Raw genomic sequence first — 15,738 nt, 5'->3', positions numbered from 1 at the left:
TCGCGATCCTGTAGGAGCTGTCGAGTGCAACGAGGCTGCGATCTTTTTAAGGATGAAACTGGAGCAGCCTCGGCTGCTCTTTTGCTTTATGAGAGAACACCCATGACCGCCGCCAAAAACCGCATCCTAGAACTGCGCGCTGAACTCGATCAGCACAACTACCGTTACCACGTCCTCGACGAGCCGAGCATTCCGGACGCCGAGTACGATCGGTTGTTCCACGAGCTCAAGGCGCTGGAAGCGGCCAACCCGGAACTGATCACCAGCGACTCGCCAACCCAGCGCGTCGGCAGCGTGGCGCTCACCGCGTTCACCCAGGTGCGTCACGAAGTGCCGATGCTCAGCCTCGGCAACGCCTTCGAAGAAAGCGACATGCGCGAGTTTGATCGCCGCGTCACCGAAGGTCTGGATCTGCCGGTCGGCGATCTGTTCGGCGGCAGTGCGGCGGTGGAATACAGCTGCGAGCCGAAGCTCGATGGCCTGGCGGTCAGCCTGCTGTATCAGGACGGCGTATTGGTACGCGGCGCCACGCGCGGCGACGGCACCACCGGCGAAGACATCAGCGTCAACGTACGTACCGTGCGCAATATCCCGCTGAAGCTGCACGGCGAAGGCTGGCCGGCAACGCTGGAAGTGCGCGGTGAAGTGTTTATGTCCAAGGCCGGTTTCGAGCGCCTCAACGCCTCGCAACTGGAAGTCGGCGGCAAGACCTTCGCCAACCCGCGCAACGCAGCGGCCGGCAGCTTGCGTCAGCTCGATTCGAAGATTACCGCCAACCGGCCACTGGAATTCTGCTGCTACGGCATCGGTCAGGTCTCCCACGATATTTCCGACACCCACATCGGCAACCTCAAGCAGTTGCAGAAGTGGGGCATGCCGATCAGCCATGAGCTGAAACTGGCAAAAGGCATCGACGAGTGCCTGGATTACTACCGCGACATCGGCGCGCGCCGTAACGCGCTGACCTATGAAATCGACGGCGTGGTGTTCAAGGTCAACAGCATTGCCGATCAGCGCGAACTGGGCTTCCGCGCCCGCGAACCGCGTTGGGCGATCGCGCATAAATTCCCGGCGATGGAAGAACTCACCGAGCTGCTCGACGTGGAATTTCAAGTCGGTCGTACCGGTGCTGTCACGCCGGTCGCGCGTCTGAAGCCGGTCAAAGTCGCTGGCGTCACCGTGGCCAACGCCACGTTGCACAACATGGACGAAGTCGCGCGTCTGGGCCTGATGATCGGCGACACCGTGATCATTCGCCGTGCCGGTGATGTGATTCCGCAAGTGGTGCAAGTGGTCATGGATCGCCGCCCGGAAAACGCACGCGCGGTGCAGATCCCGGAGAGCTGCCCGGTGTGCGGCTCGCACGTTGAGCGCACGCAACTGATCAAGCGCAGCAAGGGCAAGGAAACCATCAGCGAAGGCGCTGTGTATCGCTGCGTCGGGCGTCTGGCCTGTGGTGCGCAGTTAAAGCAGGCGATCATTCACTTCGTCTCGCGCCGGGCGATGGACATCGAAGGCCTTGGCGACAAGAGCGTCGAGCAACTGGTCGATGAAGGTCTGGTCAGTTCGCCGGCCGATCTGTATGCGCTGAAGTTCGACGACATCGTCGATCTCGAAGGTTTTGCCGAGGTGTCCAGTAACAAGTTGCTGGCGGCCATCGAGGACAGCAAGAAGCCGAGCCTCGCGCGCTTCATCTATGCGCTGGGCATTCCTGATGTCGGCGAAGAGACCGCCAAGGTGCTGGCGCGCTCGCTGGGTTCGCTGGAGCGGGTGCAGCAGGCGTTGCCACAAGTGCTGACGTATCTGCCGGATGTCGGTCTGGAAGTGGCGCACGAGATTCACAGCTTCTTTGAAGATGCGCATAACCAGCAGGTGATTACCGAGTTGCTCGGCCATGGTTTGCAGATTCAGGATCAGGGTGAGTTGGGAGCGGAATTCGCGGCCAGTACCACGCTGGGTGGTTTCCTCGACAAGTTGCACATTCCTTCGGTCGGCCCTGGTGGCGCGCAGAAATTGGCGGGCAAATTTGGCTCGCTGGAGGCGGTGATGAACGCTGACTGGCTGGACATGCGTCAGGCGTTGCCGGAGAAACAGGCGAATTCGGTTCGCGAGTTTTTTGCCTTGCCTGAGAACCGGCAACTGGCCGAGGCCTCCGAGAAGCAGCTGCGTGATTTCGGCATGCATTGGCAGAGCGAGAAGAAAGTCGTCGAAGGCTTGCCGCTGTCCGGCGAGACTTGGGTGCTGACGGGCAAGGTCGAGTTGATGAGCCGTGATGTCGCCAAGGATCACTTGGAAAGCCTGGGCGCGAAGGTTGCCGGTTCGGTCTCGGCGAAGACTCATTGCGTGGTTGCAGGCCCTGGTGCTGGTTCCAAACTGACCAAGGCCAATGAGCTGGGCGTGAAAGTGATGGACGAAGAAACCTTCATCGCCTTCCTCAAAACCCACGGCCTTCAGGTCTGACACAAAGCCAATGGCCTTCAGGTCTGACACAAAACCCATGGCCTTAAGGTCTGACACAAAACCCATGGCCTTCAGGTCTGACACAAAGCCCATGGCCTTCAGGTCTGACACAAAACCCTGGCCTTCAGGTCTGACACAAAACCCTGTGGCGAGGGGATTTATCCCCGTTCGGCGACGCAGTCGTCGCAAAACCGTACAACGCGGTACATCTGACTAACCGCGTTGTATGGATTTGGGGTCGCTTCGCAACCCAACGGGGATAAATCCCCTCGCCACAATGGTGCAATCACCTAGTTGCACTGTTGTGGGTGGGAACGATGTTGTCATGGGAATGATCTAGTCTTGGCAAGCCCCAGGGAGAGATCGCCATGCACCGCTTTTTCGAGCAGCTCAGTTCTCGCATCATCGCGCCGTTCATGGCCGAATCCTCACGCAACAGCAAAGTCTGGCCGTGCCGCTGCGGCCAGTCGTTGTTCTTTCGCAACAGCCAGTGCCTGGCCTGCAATGCGTTGCTTGGCTACCAACCGGAAGAAAGCCGCATCACCTCGCTGTCGCCCGGCGCGGAGAACGGCACCTGGACACTGGACGCCGATCCCGACGCAGGGCTCTATCGCCGCTGCGCCAACCTCGACACCCCGGCCGCGTGTAACTGGCTGCTGCCGGCCAGCGTTGACGACGCTTTGTGCGTCGCCTGCAGCCTCAACCGCACCATCCCCGACCTGTCCGACCCGGAAAACCCCGAGCGCTGGCGCAAAGTCGAAATCGCCAAGCGTCGCCTCGTCGCGCAACTGATCACCCTCGGCCTGCCCGTCATTCCGAAAACCGTGGATGAAGACACCGGCCTGGCGTTCGATTTCATCGGTGTCGACCTCCAGGGCAACGCACCGATGACCGGCCATGCCAACGGGTTGATCACCCTCGACATCAAAGAAGCCGACGATGCCCATCGCGAGCAGGTGAGGGCGCAGATGCACGAACCCTATCGCACGCTGCTCGGGCATTTTCGTCATGAGGTCGGCCACTATTACTGGGATCGACTGATCGCCAACGGCCCATGGCTGGGATCGTTTCGTAGTCTGTTCGGCGACGAGCGAGCCAGTTACGCCGAAGCACTGGATCGTCATTACCAACAGGGCGCGCCACTCGACTGGCCGCAGCACTACGTCAGCGCCTACGCAACCATGCACCCGTGGGAAGACTGGGCAGAAACCTGGGCGCATTACCTGCACATGATGGACGCGGTGGACACCGCGCTGGGCTTCGGCATGAGCGCGCGGGAAATGGATTTCGACTACCAGCCGTTTCCGACCAGCACGCTGTACGACCCGGAACATCCCGGCGGCGAGGCGTTTCTGTCGTTCGTCAATGCATGGATCGAGCTGGCCGGGATGCTCAATGAACTGTCACGCAGCATGGGGCAGCCGGATTTCTACCCGTTCGTGCTGCCGGCGCCGGCGATTGCCAAGCTGCACTTCATTCATCTGGTGATTCAGCAGGCGGGCGGTAGGGCGGACGAGGTGTTGGCGCTATAAGGTCAAAAGATCGCAGCCTGCGGCAGCTCCTACAGGTGAACGCGCATCCATGTAGGAGCTGCCGCAGGCTCGGGCCGCGATCGGACGATCTTTATGTCCTTGACCTTGTTCATGTTTTTAATCTGCAACCAACGGTTGTAACTTCGTCTCAGATAGGTACAATGGCGCGGCTCGCCGACAGGCAAGCGTCGTTATGGTGACCCCATCGGTCCCCCCGCAACGATTACCCGTGAACCTGGTCAGAGCCGGAAGGCAGCAGCCACAGCGGGAACATTGTGTGCCGGGGTGTGGCTGGTGGGGTTACCACCTTAACGAACAATCGAACGCTTCAACCAGAACTGCATGGGTTTCGCCCACTGCGGTTTTTTTGTGTCTGCGATTTGCCGTCCCGACACAAATCCCACTGCTGATGAGGATACTGTGGGAGCTGGCTTGCCAGCGATAGCGGTGGGTCAAGTTCATCTATTTCACTGAAAATCCGCAATCGCTGGCAAGCCAGCTCCCACAAGGTTACGGGGTGTTGTCGGAGTGGCCGGTGTAGAGCCGGATAATCTCATCTATTTCCCCCGACATTTGCATCCGCAGCAACGTGCGCAATATCCGCTGCACCGGCACTTTCGGATCATTCCTCACGTAACAACCGACTTTCTGTTCCTGCAACACGGCGACACCTTGCAGTTGTTGTGCGGGCATCAAGCGCTGATTGAACCAGTCCAGCGTCCACTGATTGCTCACCGCATAGCGATAACGCCCGGCCAGCAGCTTCTCCAGCACCTGCTCCTGATTGCGCGCATCTTCACGTTGCAGGCGATCGGCATCGAACAGCGGTTGCAGAGTCGGGTAGGTGTAGCCAAGGACGGTGCCGATGGATTGGCGGGGCAGGTGAGCGGGATCGGCACTGGCCGGCTGATCCTTGCGGCTGATCAGCAGATCGCGCTGAAACAACAGCGGCAGACTCCAGATGTAATCCCCCGACTGATTCGGCAGCCACGACTGCGCGGCATAGCAGCGCACATCTATTTCACCGTGTTCCATGGCGCTCTGCACGCGGGCGCGGGGCAGGACGTGAAATTGCGCCGGTACGCCGACTTGCGTGGCCAGGCTGAGCATCAGGTCGTAGAGAATGCCTTGGGTTGGGCGGCCGCGCTCGAACTGCACCATTGGCATCGCCCAACTGTCGGGCATGGCGAAGCGCAACGGCGGTTCCGCTGCCGTCACGCTCAGGCTGATTGCCAGCAGTGCCCCCAAGGCCCAACGCATAAACGCTCCGGTAATTCCCGCTCCTGAGCCGATAAAAGCCTCTGCTGATGCAGCTTAGCCACATTAGACGAGGACACCGGATGCAATTTTGCCCTTGCTCCGCTAGCATTAGCCGCTTCTGCTTCCTTCGCTGCGACGGTTTTCGATGAGTTATCAGGTTCTTGCACGTAAATGGCGTCCGCGCTCGTTCCGCGAAATGGTCGGCCAGACCCATGTGCTCAAGGCTCTGATCAATGCCTTGGACAGCCAGCGGCTGCACCACGCGTACCTGTTTACCGGGACGCGTGGGGTGGGTAAAACCACGATTGCGCGGATCATTGCCAAATGCCTGAACTGTGAGACAGGTATCACTTCCAGCCCGTGCGGCGAGTGCTCGGTGTGCCGTGAAATCGACGAAGGCCGTTTCGTCGACCTGATCGAGATCGACGCCGCGAGCCGCACCAAGGTCGAAGACACCCGCGAGCTACTCGACAACGTGCAGTACGCGCCGAGCCGTGGGCGCTTCAAGGTCTACCTGATCGACGAAGTGCACATGCTCTCCAGCCATTCCTTCAATGCGCTGCTGAAAACCCTCGAAGAGCCGCCGCCCTACGTCAAGTTCATCCTGGCGACCACCGACCCGCAGAAACTTCCGGCAACGATTTTGTCGCGCTGCCTGCAGTTCTCCCTGAAGAACATGACGCCGGAACGCGTGGTCGAGCATTTGACCCACGTCCTGACCGCCGAAAACGTGCCGTTCGAAGACGATGCACTGTGGCTGCTCGGTCGCGCCGCTGACGGTTCGATGCGTGACGCCATGAGCCTGACCGATCAGGCCATCGCCTTCGGTGAAGGCAAGGTGCTCGCCACCGACGTGCGGGCGATGCTCGGCACGCTGGATCACGGTCAGGTCTATGACGTCCTGCATTCGTTGATCGAAGGCGACGCCAAGGCGCTGCTTGAAGCGGTGCGTCACTTGGCCGAGCAGGGCCCGGACTGGAATGGCGTGCTCTCGGAAATTCTCAACGTGTTGCACCGCGTGGCCATCGCTCAGGCGCTGCCGGAAGGCGTCGACAACGGCCATGGTGACCGTGATCGCGTGTTGGCACTGGCACAAGCCTTGCCGGCTGAAGATGTGCAGTTCTATTACCAGATGGGCCTGATCGGCCGCCGCGATTTGCCGTTGGCGCCGGATCCGCGCGGCGGGTTTGAAATGGTCCTGCTGCGGATGCTCGCCTTCCGGCCCGCTGATACGGCGGACGCCCCGAGGCAACCGCTAAAGCCAGTGGGGATCAGCCAGGCCACAGTTGATTCCGCAAATTCAGTGGCTGCCGCGCCCAAGCCTGCGCCGGTAGTTGCTGCGGCTGTTGCACCGACACCGATGCCTGCGCCAGTTCCTGAGCCAGTGGCTGCACCGGCACCCGAGCCCGCGCCTGCGCCGGTTGCTCCTGTTGCAGAGCCTGAGCCGGCGCCCGTCATCGCCGAAGCGGTCGCCGAAGCCGTCGTCGATCTGCCGTGGAACGATCCCGTAGAGGCCGAGCCAGAGGCTGAGCCGGAACAGCAGCCAGCCGTCGAGCCCATGCTGGAAACCGCCGCCGAGCAGCCCGAATTGCCGCCGATGCCGTTGCCGACCCCGGACAGCGTCGTCCCAGACGCGCCGGAGTGGGCCGCTGCGCCTATCCCTGAGCCATCAGTCGCCGACGTCGACGCCGCCACACCGGGCATGGACGGGGACGACGAGCCGCCGCTGGACGAGGATTACATCGAGCCGGACCTCGATTCGGCCTACAGCTACCTTGACGAACTGGCCAGTGAACACGCCGCCGAACCTGCCCCGGAACCTGAGCCAGAGCCTGCTGCTGCGCCGGCAACCGGTCTGGCGTTGCAATGGCTGGAGCTGTTCCCGAAACTGCCGATCTCCGGCATGACCGGGAGCATCGCCGCCAACTGCACGTTAATCGCCGTCGATGGCGATCACTGGCTGCTGCACCTGGACCCGGCGCACAGCGCACTGTTCAACGCCACTCAACAGCGTCGTCTCAACGATGCATTGAATCAGTACCACGGCCGCACGCTGACGCTGACCATGGAGCTGATCAAGCCCGAACAGGAAACCCCGGCCCAGGCGGCGTCCCGTAAACGCGTGAACCGTCAGCGTGAAGCGGAGGAGTCGATCCACGGCGATCCGTTCATCCAGCAGATGGTTCAGCAGTTTGGCGCGGTGGTGCGACACGATACTATTGAACCTGTCGATGCCTTGGTCGCCCAAGGCTAATATCTGAAGGCGCTCGGCCGCGATGGCCGGGCGCTGTTTTGATCCAAGTACTTTTGAGGTGATTCCCATGATGAAAGGTGGCATGGCCGGCCTGATGAAGCAGGCGCAGCAGATGCAGGAAAAAATGGCCAAGATGCAGGAAGAACTGGCCAACGCTGAAGTCACCGGCAAGGCCGGCGGCGACATGGTCACCGTGGTGATGACCGGTCGTCACGACGTCAAAAGCGTGAGCATCGACCCAAGCCTGGTTGAAGGCCTGAGCGAAGACGACAAAGAAATGCTCGAAGCCGTTGTGGCTGCCGCCGTCAACGACGCCGTGCGCAAGATCGAAGCCAGCAGCCAGGAAAAAATGGGCGGCATGACTGCCGGCATGAACCTGCCTGCGGGTATGAAACTGCCATTCTGATTCGCCAAGCGGCGGCAGATGAGCTACACAAAATGCCAGGCCTCGCGCCTGGCATTTTTGTTTCCGGCCCATCACCAGAGCACCCTGTAGGAGCTGTCGAGTGCAACGAGGCTGCGATCTTTTGATCCTGATCTTTAAACCAAAAAATCAAGATCAAAAGATCGCAGCGTGCCGCAGCTCCTACATGAATGTCGTGCGAAACATCGAACGCGCAAAAGCCGCAACGGTCTGCTCCCTATACCCGCTGAATTCATCATTCACAGGAGACGCTGACATGTCCGATCCTCTTACCCTCAATCAACGCTTCGTCCTCGCCTCGCGCCCGGTTGGCGCGCCGACACCGGAAAACTTCCGCCTCGAACGCGAAGCGCTGCCGGATCTGCAGGACGGCCAGGTATTGCTGAAAACCCTTTACCTGTCCCTCGACCCCTACATGCGCGGGCGCATGAGCGATGCACCGTCCTACGCCGCCCCGGTACAAATCGGCGAGGTGATGACCGGTGGCGCTGTCAGCCGTGTCGAGGATTCGCGTCATCCGAAGTTTCATAAAGGCGATCTGGTGGTCGGTGCCACAGGCTGGCAAAGCCACAGCATCAGTGACGGCCGCAACATCATCCCGATTCCGTCGGGGTTGCCGAGCCCTTCGATGGCCCTGGGTGTGTTGGGCATGCCGGGCATGACCGCGTACATGGGTTTGATGGACATCGGTCAGCCTAAAGAAGGCGAAACTCTGGTCGTGGCCGCTGCATCCGGCGCGGTCGGCTCGGTGGTCGGCCAAGTGGCGAAAATCAAAGGTTTGCGTGCGGTTGGCGTGGCCGGCGGCGCCGAGAAGTGCAAATACGTTGTCGAAGAGCTGGGATTTGACGCCTGCATCGACCACAAGGCTCCTGACTTCGCCGAACAACTGGCCAAGGCCTGCCCCGACGGTATCGACATCTATTACGAAAACGTCGGTGGCCATGTATTCGACGCGGTCGTGCCGTTGCTCAACGCGAAGGCACGCATTCCGCTGTGCGGCCTTATCGCCGGTTACAACGCCTCTGAAGCCCCTAAAGGCCCGGATCGCCTGCCGATGCTGCAACGTACGCTGTTGACCAAGCGCGTGCGCATCCAGGGCTTTATCGTGTTTGACGACTACGGTGATCGTCAGCCGGAGTTCGTCAGCCACATGGTGCCGTGGGTGCGCGACGGCAAGGTCAAATTCCGCGAGGACGTGGTCGAAGGCCTGGAGCAGGCGCCTGAAGCGTTTATCGGTCTGCTGGAAGGGCGCAACTTCGGCAAACTGGTGGTGAAGGTCGCCCAGGACTGAGTATTTGACGCTGGCCAGAGGCGCGGGTATAAACCGCGTCTCGTTGTTTTGTCGGACTTTTTACCCATGAGCTTCAGCCCTTTGATTCGCCAACTGATCGACGCCCTGCGCACTTTGCCGGGCGTCGGTCAGAAAACCGCCCAGCGCATGGCGTTGCAGATGCTCGAACGTGACCGCAGCGGCGGCTTGCGTCTGGCGCAGGCACTCAGCCAAGCCATGGAAGGCGTCGGGCACTGCCGCCAGTGCCGCACGCTGACCGAAGACGATTTGTGCCCGCAATGCGCCGACACCCGCCGCGACGACACGTTGCTGTGCGTGGTGGAAGGGCCGATGGACGTTTACGCGGTCGAGCAGACCGGTTTCCGTGGGCGTTACTTTGTGCTCAAAGGGCATTTGTCGCCGCTCGATGGCCTGGGGCCTGAGGCGATCGGCATTCCGCAATTGATGGCGCGAATCGAAGAGGCGGGTACGTTTGCTGAAGTCATTCTCGCGACCAACCCGACGGTTGAAGGCGAGGCCACGGCGCATTACATCGCGCAGTTGTTGCAGAACAAGGGTCTGATCGCTTCGCGGATTGCCCATGGTGTGCCGTTGGGCGGCGAGCTGGAGCTGGTCGATGGCGGCACGCTGGCGCATTCGTTTGCCGGGCGTAAACCGATTTCCCTCTGATAAAAATCAAAAGATCGCAGCCTGCGGCAGCTCCTGCATTGGAATGCGTTTCCCTGTAGGAGCTGCCGCAGGCTGCGATCTTTTGATCTTCTGTATCTTGTAAACCAAGCAAGCGCTCGGTTAACGTCGGCGAACCCTTCCGTGGAGCTCGCCCATGCCTGCCTTTCAGGAATACTTCGACCCCAGCCACCAAATGGTCCGCGACAGCGTCAGACGTTTCGTCGAACGCGAGATCCTGCCGGACATTGATCAGTGGGAAGAGGCCGAAAGCTTCCCCCGTGAGCTGTACCTGAAGGCGGGCGCCGCCGGAATACTCGGTATCGGTTACCCCGAGGCGCTCGGTGGCAGCCATGAAGGCGACCTGTTCGCCAAGGTCGCCGCCAGTGAAGAACTGATGCGCTGCGGCTCTGGCGGCCTGGTGGCGGGGCTGGGGTCACTGGATATCGGTCTGCCGCCGATCGTCAAATGGGCGCGCCCCGAAGTACGCGATCGCGTTGTACCGCAAGTGCTCAGCGGCGAAAAGATCAGCGCCCTGGCCGTGACCGAACCGGGTGGTGGATCGGACGTCGCCAACCTGCAGACCCGCGCCGTGCGTGAAGGTGACGTTTATCGCGTCAGCGGCAGCAAGACCTTTATCACCAGCGGCGTACGCGCCGACTTCTACACCGTTGCGGTGCGCACCGGTGCGCCGGGTTTTGCCGGCATCAGTCTGTTGCTGATCGAGAAGGGTACGCAGGGCTTCACCGTCGGCCGCCAGCTGAAGAAAATGGGCTGGTGGGCGTCAGACACCGCTGAATTGTTCTTCGACGATTGCCGTGTGCCTGTAGGAAATCTGATCGGTGCCGAGAACATGGGCTTCGCCTGCATCATGGGCAACTTTCAGAGTGAACGCCTGGCGCTGGCGCTGATGGCCAACATGACTTCCCAGCTTGCACTGGAGCAGAGCCTGAAATGGGCGCGCGAGCGCGAAGCGTTCGGCAAGCCCATTGGCAAGTTTCAGGTAATCAAGCATCGCCTCGCCGAGATGGCCACGGCGTTGGAGGTATCGCGCGAATTCACCTATCGGCAAGCGGCGAAGATGGCGGCGGGGCAGAGTGTGATCAAGGAGATTTCCATGGCGAAGAACTTTGCCACGGACACTTCGGACCGGATCACCACGGAAGCGGTGCAGATTCTCGGTGGACTCGGTTACATGCGCGAGAGTCTGGTGGAGCGGCTGTATCGGGATAACCGCATTCTGTCGATTGGCGGCGGTACGCGAGAGGTGATGAACGAGATCATCAGCAAGCAGATGGGGCTTTAAAAGCAAAAGATCGCAGCCTTCGGCAGCTCCTACAGGAAAACGCACATCCCAATGTAGGAGCTGCCGAAGGCTGCGATCTCTTGATCTTGACTATTTATCAGTCAACGCAAACTGCGTCAGGCAAAACGTTGGGATACCCATGTCTTCCAGGCGCTGCGAACCCTGCAACTCCGGCAAATCAATAATCGCCGCCGCCTCATGCACCCGCGCGCCCATCCGGCGAATCAGGTTGGCCGCCGCAATCAGCGTGCCGCCCGTGGCGATCAAGTCATCGAACATCACCACCGAGTCGCCTTCGCACAGGCTGTCGGCGTGTACTTCGAGGAACGCTTCGCCGTACTCGGTCGCGTAACCTTCAGCCAACACGTCGGCCGGCAGTTTGCCTTGCTTGCGGAACAGCACCAGCGGCTTGTTCAACTGATACGCCAGCACCGAGCCTATCAGGAAACCACGGGCATCCATCGCGCCGATGTGGGTGAAGTCGGCTTCCACATAGCGGTGGGCGAAGCTGTCCATCACCAGGCGCAGGGCCGTCGGCGACTGGAACAGCGGGGTGATGTCGCGAAAGATCACGCCCGGTTTCGGGAAGTCGATCACGGGGCGGATAAGCGATTTGATGTCGAAGGAGTCGAAGACCATCGTCGAGGTGTCCTGGCAGGGCTGCAAACGGCGCAGTATACCCGCGGCTGAAACGCTTCGCTCAACCGCGGATCGAGATCAGCCTTCGAGCGAGCCACCGGCCAGCGCGCAGAGCTGGATCGGGTCGAGGATATGAATCTCCTTGCCCTCGGCGGCGATCAGCTGGTTTTGCTGGAAGCGGGTGAACACGCGAGACACGGTTTCCACGGCCAGACCGAGGTAGTTGCCGATTTCGTTACGCGACATTGCAAGGCGGAACTGATTGGCCGAGAAGCCGCGAGCGCGGAAGCGTGCCGACAGGTTGACCAGAAACGTGGCGATGCGCTCGTCGGCGGTTTTTTTCGACAGCAGCAACATCATTTGCTGGTCGTCGCGGATTTCACGGCTCATTACGCGCATCAACTGGCGGCGCAGCTGCGGCAGTTGCAGGGCCAGTTCGTCGAGGCGTTCGAAGGGGATTTCGCAGACCGAGGTGGTTTCCAGCGCCTGGGCCGACACCGGGTGTTTCTCGGTGTCCATGCCGGACAGGCCGACCAGTTCACTCGGCAGGTGGAAACCGGTCAGTTGTTCTTCGCCGCTGTCGCTCAGGCTGAAGGTCTTCAGGGCGCCGGAGCGTACTGCATAAACGGAATCGAACGTGTCGCCCTGACGGAACAGGAACTCACCCTTTTTCAGCGGGCGGCCGCGTTTAACGATTTCGTCCAGCGCATCCATGTCTTCCAGATTCAGAGAAAGTGGCAGGCAGAGAGGGGCCAGGCTGCAATCCTTGCAATGGGCCTGGTTGTGAGCGCGCAGTTTAACTGGCTCGGACATTTCTTAAATCCTTGTGGGAAAACACACATAAGCCGTAAGGGTAACCCACAGGAGGACATTCAGGCCAGTCTGCGGCGACTTTGTCCTACGGCTATAAAGCCGCAGGACATGCCGCCGATAAACAGGTATCAGAACGCATACAAGGAACGCTTCGATGGCCGCTATCGGTACGCTAAGCCCCGCTAACAGCGGCGTTGCATCGTTGCTGGAAACCAGCCGAAACACGGTTGATCACGAGCAGGACGGTGAATCGTCGCTGCTGGCAAGCCCGACCTTGGTCGAGGGCGTCAAAGTGTCGCTGTCCGGTGCCGCCATCCACAAGTCCGCCGGCTCAGGCGGCGACAACCGCGACATCGAAGAAAGCGGCTTGCCGGAAAACATCCAGCAACTGCTGAAAATGATCCGCCAACTGCAACAACAGATTGCCGAGAAGAACGCCCGTATCAAAGCGGTCATGGCCGACAAGACCCTGTCCACCGAAGAGAAGATCGCCAAACTCGCCGCGCTCAAAGGCGCCATTGCTGCACTGAACAATGGCTTGATCACCGCCAACCTGTCCTTGTCCAAAGTCATGAATCAGTCGAACCTGACCCCGGAACAAACCATGAAAACCGCCTCGCTGCTGATGAAGAACTAAATCACCCGCGAGAAGCGCTGACGGTTCTGCTGTTCCAGATATGCGTCGAAGACCATGCACACCGAGCGCACCAGCAGGCGTCCGGCCGGCAACACCTCGATGCGTTCGCGATCGAGAGTAATCAGGCCATCGTTGGCCATGCCCTGCAATTGCGGCCATAGCGCGCCGAAATAGCCCTGGAAATCGACGTTGAACTGCTGTTCGATCTCGGCGAAGTCGAGGCTGAAGTTGCAGATCAATTGCTGGATCACCGCGCGACGCAGACGATCATCGGCGTTGCACACCAGGCCACGGCTGGTCGCCAGTTGTGCGGCGGCGAGGGTGTTCTGGTATTCGTTGAGGTCGCTGCTGTTCTGGCAGTACAGGTCGCCGATCTGGCTGATCGCGGAAACCCCCAGACCAATCAAATCGCAATGACCGTGGGTGGTGTAGCCCTGGAAGTTGCGTTGCAGGGTTTCCTCTTCCTGAGCGATGGCCAGTTCGTCGTCGGGCAGGGCGAAGTGGTCCATGCCGATGTAGCGGTAGCCGGCGGCGGTCAGTTGCTCGATGGTGCGCTGGAGCATTTCCAGCTTCTGAGCCGGGCTCGGCAGTTCGTTACCGTTGATTCGCCGCTGCGGCATGAAGCGCTCGGGCAAGTGCGCATAGTTGAACACCGAGAGCCGATCCGGTTGCAGGCTGATGACTTCCTCGACGGTACGGGCGAAGTTGTCCGGGGTCTGTTTGGGCAGGCCGTAAATCAGGTCGATGTTGATCGAGCGAAATTGCAGGGTGCGCGCGGCATCGATGACGGCACGGGTTTCTTCCAGACTTTGCAGGCGATTGACTGCGCGTTGTACGGCCGGATCGAGGTCTTGCAGTCCGATGCTGACGCGATTGAAACCGAGTTCACGCAGCAGCCCCATGGTCGACCAGTCGGCTTCACGCGGGTCGATCTCGATGCCGTAATCGCCGGAGTCGTCCTCCAGCAGGTTGAAGTGCTTGCGCAGGTGCGCCATCAACTGGCGCAGTTCATCGTGGCTGAGAAAGGTCGGGGTGCCGCCGCCAAAGTGCAGTTGCTCGACTTTTTGCGCAGGGTCGAGGTGGCAGGCGATCAGCTGGATTTCCTGTTCGAGCCGTTGCAGGTACGGCATCGCACGGCCGCGATCCTTGGTGATGACCTTGTTGCAGGCGCAGTAGTAGCAAATGTTCGCGCAGAACGGCACATGCACGTACAGCGACAACGGGCGCAGGGCTTTGCGGCTGTCGCGCAGGGCATGGAACAGGTCGAAGGTGCCGACCTGACTGTTGAATTGCACGGCCGTCGGATACGAGGTGTAGCGCGGCCCCGCCAGGTCGTAGCGGCGGATCAGATCAGTGTCCCAACGAATGGCGTCGAGCATGCGGGCATTCCCCCGGATAGGCTGGCAGTGTGGCGAGTCTATCGGGGTGCGGCGGTGGGGCTGTTGATTTGCATCAACAGCACAAGAGCAAAAGATCGCAGCCTGCGGCAGCTCCTACAGGGGGACACATTCCAATGTAGGGGCTGCCACAGGCTGCGATCTTTTGATTTTAATGCCCCATCAGCCAATGCTGGTGCGGGCCGGGCAATGTCCAGATGCCGAACAGGATGACCAGCAAACCACCGGCCATGCGCACGCTGCGCTTGCGCAATAGCGCCGTCACCCGCTCGGCCGCAAGCCCGGTGGCGAGCAACACCGGCCAGGTGCCGAGGCCAAAAGCGAGCATCAACAACGCACTGTCCAGCGCATTACCCTGACTCGCCGACCACAGCAACGTGCTGTAAACCAGCCCGCAGGGCAGCCAGCCCCACAACGCACCAAGCAGCAACGCACGTGGCAGGCTCGACACCGGCAGCAAACGGTTGGCCACCGGCTGAATGTAACGCCACAGCCCACGCCCGAGGCTTTCAATGCGCGTCAGCCCGCTCCACCAGCCGGCCAGATACAAACCCATGGCGATCAGCAGCAACCCGGCCAGCACGCGCATGAACAGCGCGGCGGGGCTGTTGGCCACCGCCCATCCGGCCAGGCCGATCAGCAGTCCGGCTGTGGCGTAGCTGAGGATTCGCCCAAGGTTATACGCCAGCAACAAGCGAAAACGCCGACTGCGCTGCTCCTTGGGAATCGCCAGGGTCAGTGCGCCCATCAAGCCGCCGCACATGCCCAGGCAATGGCCGCCACCGAGCAAACCGAGAATCAGTGCCGAGACCAGCAGTGGCGCCAGTTCAAGCATGGGGAGGGGCCTTGTCGTCCGGTTTGCCGGCATTCACTTCGTCGACGGCAGCGGTGTGTTTCGGATCCTGATCGTCGAACAGGATGCTGTGCGCCGGGCCGTCGAGGTCATCGTACTGACCGCTGTCCACCGCCCAGAAGAAGATGTACACGGCGATGGCGACGATCAGCAACGCGGCCGGAATCATCACGTAGAGAGCTGGCATCTGTACTCCAGGCCCACGC

At 60.6% G+C, this 15,738-nt stretch carries 14 protein-coding genes and 1 other RNA gene; 9 read left to right on the top strand and 6 right to left on the bottom strand.

Going from position 1 to position 15,738, the window contains the following annotated elements; translation table 11 throughout:
• Nucleotides 1–102: 102 nt before the first annotated feature.
• From ligA to ffs, 3 genes are all read left to right on the top strand, one after another.
• Nucleotides 103–2,460, top strand: coding sequence for an NAD-dependent DNA ligase LigA (ligA, locus tag ACZZ0B_RS16680; protein ID WP_463545806.1), 2,358 nt, complete (start codon nt 103–105; stop codon nt 2,458–2,460).
• Between the two features lie 368 nt (nt 2,461–2,828).
• Complete coding sequence (locus ACZZ0B_RS16675) at nt 2,829–3,992, top strand: zinc-binding metallopeptidase family protein (protein ID WP_463545805.1); 1,164 nt, start codon at nt 2,829–2,831, stop codon at nt 3,990–3,992.
• A gap of 203 nt (nt 3,993–4,195) precedes the next feature.
• Nucleotides 4,196–4,292, top strand: an RNA gene (gene ffs / locus ACZZ0B_RS16670) — signal recognition particle sRNA small type.
• A 210-nt stretch (nt 4,293–4,502) separates the two neighbouring features.
• On the opposite strand, the gene ACZZ0B_RS16665 is transcribed toward ffs, so the two are convergent.
• Complete coding sequence (locus ACZZ0B_RS16665) at nt 4,503–5,252, bottom strand: substrate-binding periplasmic protein (RefSeq protein WP_463545804.1); 750 nt, start codon at nt 5,250–5,252, stop codon at nt 4,503–4,505.
• Nucleotides 5,253–5,397: 145 nt separating this feature from the next.
• On the opposite strand from ACZZ0B_RS16665, the gene dnaX reads away from it, so the two are divergent.
• The 5 genes from dnaX to ACZZ0B_RS16640 all read left to right on the top strand — a co-directional run bounded on the left by dnaX (nt 5,398) and on the right by ACZZ0B_RS16640 (nt 11,193).
• The gene (gene dnaX, locus ACZZ0B_RS16660) at nt 5,398–7,506 is read left to right on the top strand and encodes a DNA polymerase III subunit gamma/tau (RefSeq protein WP_463545803.1); all 2,109 of its coding nucleotides are present in this window, start codon (nt 5,398–5,400) and stop codon (nt 7,504–7,506) included.
• Nucleotides 7,507–7,573: 67 nt separating this feature from the next.
• Nucleotides 7,574–7,912 carry a YbaB/EbfC family nucleoid-associated protein gene (locus tag ACZZ0B_RS16655; protein WP_008088817.1) on the top strand — a complete coding sequence of 113 codons (339 nt, stop codon included), beginning with the start codon at nt 7,574–7,576 and terminating at the stop codon, nt 7,910–7,912.
• 274 nt (nt 7,913–8,186) lie between these two features.
• Complete coding sequence (locus tag ACZZ0B_RS16650; RefSeq protein WP_008088816.1) at nt 8,187–9,221, top strand: NADP-dependent oxidoreductase; 1,035 nt, start codon at nt 8,187–8,189, stop codon at nt 9,219–9,221.
• Between the two features lie 66 nt (nt 9,222–9,287).
• Entirely contained in the window at nt 9,288–9,890 is a 603-nt protein-coding gene (gene recR / locus ACZZ0B_RS16645) for a recombination mediator RecR (RefSeq protein WP_008088815.1), read from the top strand.
• A 154-nt stretch (nt 9,891–10,044) separates the two neighbouring features.
• A complete protein-coding gene (locus ACZZ0B_RS16640; protein ID WP_463545802.1) occupies nt 10,045–11,193 on the top strand; it encodes an acyl-CoA dehydrogenase family protein in 1,149 nt (382 codons plus the stop codon).
• 90 nt (nt 11,194–11,283) lie between these two features.
• Here the strand turns inward: ACZZ0B_RS16640 and ACZZ0B_RS16635 are convergent, their stop codons facing one another.
• The gene (locus ACZZ0B_RS16635; protein ID WP_007918333.1) at nt 11,284–11,832 is read right to left on the bottom strand and encodes an adenine phosphoribosyltransferase; all 549 of its coding nucleotides are present in this window, start codon (nt 11,830–11,832) and stop codon (nt 11,284–11,286) included.
• A gap of 78 nt (nt 11,833–11,910) precedes the next feature.
• Nucleotides 11,911–12,645 (bottom strand): fumarate/nitrate reduction transcriptional regulator Fnr, encoded by a 735-nt coding sequence (gene fnr, locus ACZZ0B_RS16630; protein ID WP_008088813.1) that lies wholly within the window; start codon nt 12,643–12,645, stop codon nt 11,911–11,913.
• A 154-nt stretch (nt 12,646–12,799) separates the two neighbouring features.
• On the opposite strand from fnr, the gene ACZZ0B_RS16625 reads away from it, so the two are divergent.
• On the top strand, nt 12,800–13,282 hold the full coding sequence (locus ACZZ0B_RS16625) for a hypothetical protein (RefSeq protein WP_463545801.1): 483 nt from the start codon (nt 12,800–12,802) through the stop codon (nt 13,280–13,282).
• On the opposite strand, the gene hemN is transcribed toward ACZZ0B_RS16625, so the two are convergent.
• The 3 genes from hemN to ccoS all read right to left on the bottom strand — a co-directional run bounded on the left by hemN (nt 13,279) and on the right by ccoS (nt 15,719).
• On the bottom strand, nt 13,279–14,661 hold the full coding sequence (gene hemN / locus ACZZ0B_RS16620) for an oxygen-independent coproporphyrinogen III oxidase (protein WP_158834586.1): 1,383 nt from the start codon (nt 14,659–14,661) through the stop codon (nt 13,279–13,281). The genes ACZZ0B_RS16625 and hemN overlap by 4 nt on opposite strands.
• A 169-nt stretch (nt 14,662–14,830) precedes the next feature.
• Nucleotides 14,831–15,514 (bottom strand): sulfite exporter TauE/SafE family protein, encoded by a 684-nt coding sequence (locus ACZZ0B_RS16615; protein WP_039770036.1) that lies wholly within the window; start codon nt 15,512–15,514, stop codon nt 14,831–14,833.
• Nucleotides 15,507–15,719 carry a cbb3-type cytochrome oxidase assembly protein CcoS gene (ccoS, locus tag ACZZ0B_RS16610; protein WP_158834589.1) on the bottom strand — a complete coding sequence of 71 codons (213 nt, stop codon included), beginning with the start codon at nt 15,717–15,719 and terminating at the stop codon, nt 15,507–15,509. The genes ACZZ0B_RS16615 and ccoS overlap by 8 nt, the downstream gene beginning before the upstream one ends.
• Nucleotides 15,720–15,738: the final 19 nt, after the last annotated feature.

Source organism: Pseudomonas sp. AC247 (assembly GCF_979258015.1).
Note: the sequence above shows the minus strand (reverse complement) of the source record. Positions and strands in the feature narration are given on the sequence as shown.

Excerpts from the sequence above, each read along its gene's own strand:
- ligA (WP_463545806.1), top strand. The coding sequence starts at position 103 with ATGACCGCCGCCAAAAACCGCATCCTAGAACTGCGCGCTGAACTCGAT.
- ACZZ0B_RS16675 (WP_463545805.1), top strand. The coding sequence starts at position 2,829 with ATGCACCGCTTTTTCGAGCAGCTCAGTTCTCGCATCATCGCGCCGTTC.
- ACZZ0B_RS16665 (WP_463545804.1), bottom strand. The coding sequence starts at position 5,252 with ATGCGTTGGGCCTTGGGGGCACTGCTGGCAATCAGCCTGAGCGTGACG.
- dnaX (WP_463545803.1), top strand. The coding sequence starts at position 5,398 with ATGAGTTATCAGGTTCTTGCACGTAAATGGCGTCCGCGCTCGTTCCGC.
- ACZZ0B_RS16655 (WP_008088817.1), top strand. The coding sequence starts at position 7,574 with ATGATGAAAGGTGGCATGGCCGGCCTGATGAAGCAGGCGCAGCAGATG.
- ACZZ0B_RS16650 (WP_008088816.1), top strand. The coding sequence starts at position 8,187 with ATGTCCGATCCTCTTACCCTCAATCAACGCTTCGTCCTCGCCTCGCGC.
- recR (WP_008088815.1), top strand. The coding sequence starts at position 9,288 with ATGAGCTTCAGCCCTTTGATTCGCCAACTGATCGACGCCCTGCGCACT.
- ACZZ0B_RS16640 (WP_463545802.1), top strand. The coding sequence starts at position 10,045 with ATGCCTGCCTTTCAGGAATACTTCGACCCCAGCCACCAAATGGTCCGC.
- ACZZ0B_RS16635 (WP_007918333.1), bottom strand. The coding sequence starts at position 11,832 with ATGGTCTTCGACTCCTTCGACATCAAATCGCTTATCCGCCCCGTGATC.
- fnr (WP_008088813.1), bottom strand. The coding sequence starts at position 12,645 with ATGTCCGAGCCAGTTAAACTGCGCGCTCACAACCAGGCCCATTGCAAG.
- ACZZ0B_RS16625 (WP_463545801.1), top strand. The coding sequence starts at position 12,800 with ATGGCCGCTATCGGTACGCTAAGCCCCGCTAACAGCGGCGTTGCATCG.
- hemN (WP_158834586.1), bottom strand. The coding sequence starts at position 14,661 with ATGCTCGACGCCATTCGTTGGGACACTGATCTGATCCGCCGCTACGAC.
- ACZZ0B_RS16615 (WP_039770036.1), bottom strand. The coding sequence starts at position 15,514 with ATGCTTGAACTGGCGCCACTGCTGGTCTCGGCACTGATTCTCGGTTTG.
- ccoS (WP_158834589.1), bottom strand. The coding sequence starts at position 15,719 with ATGCCAGCTCTCTACGTGATGATTCCGGCCGCGTTGCTGATCGTCGCC.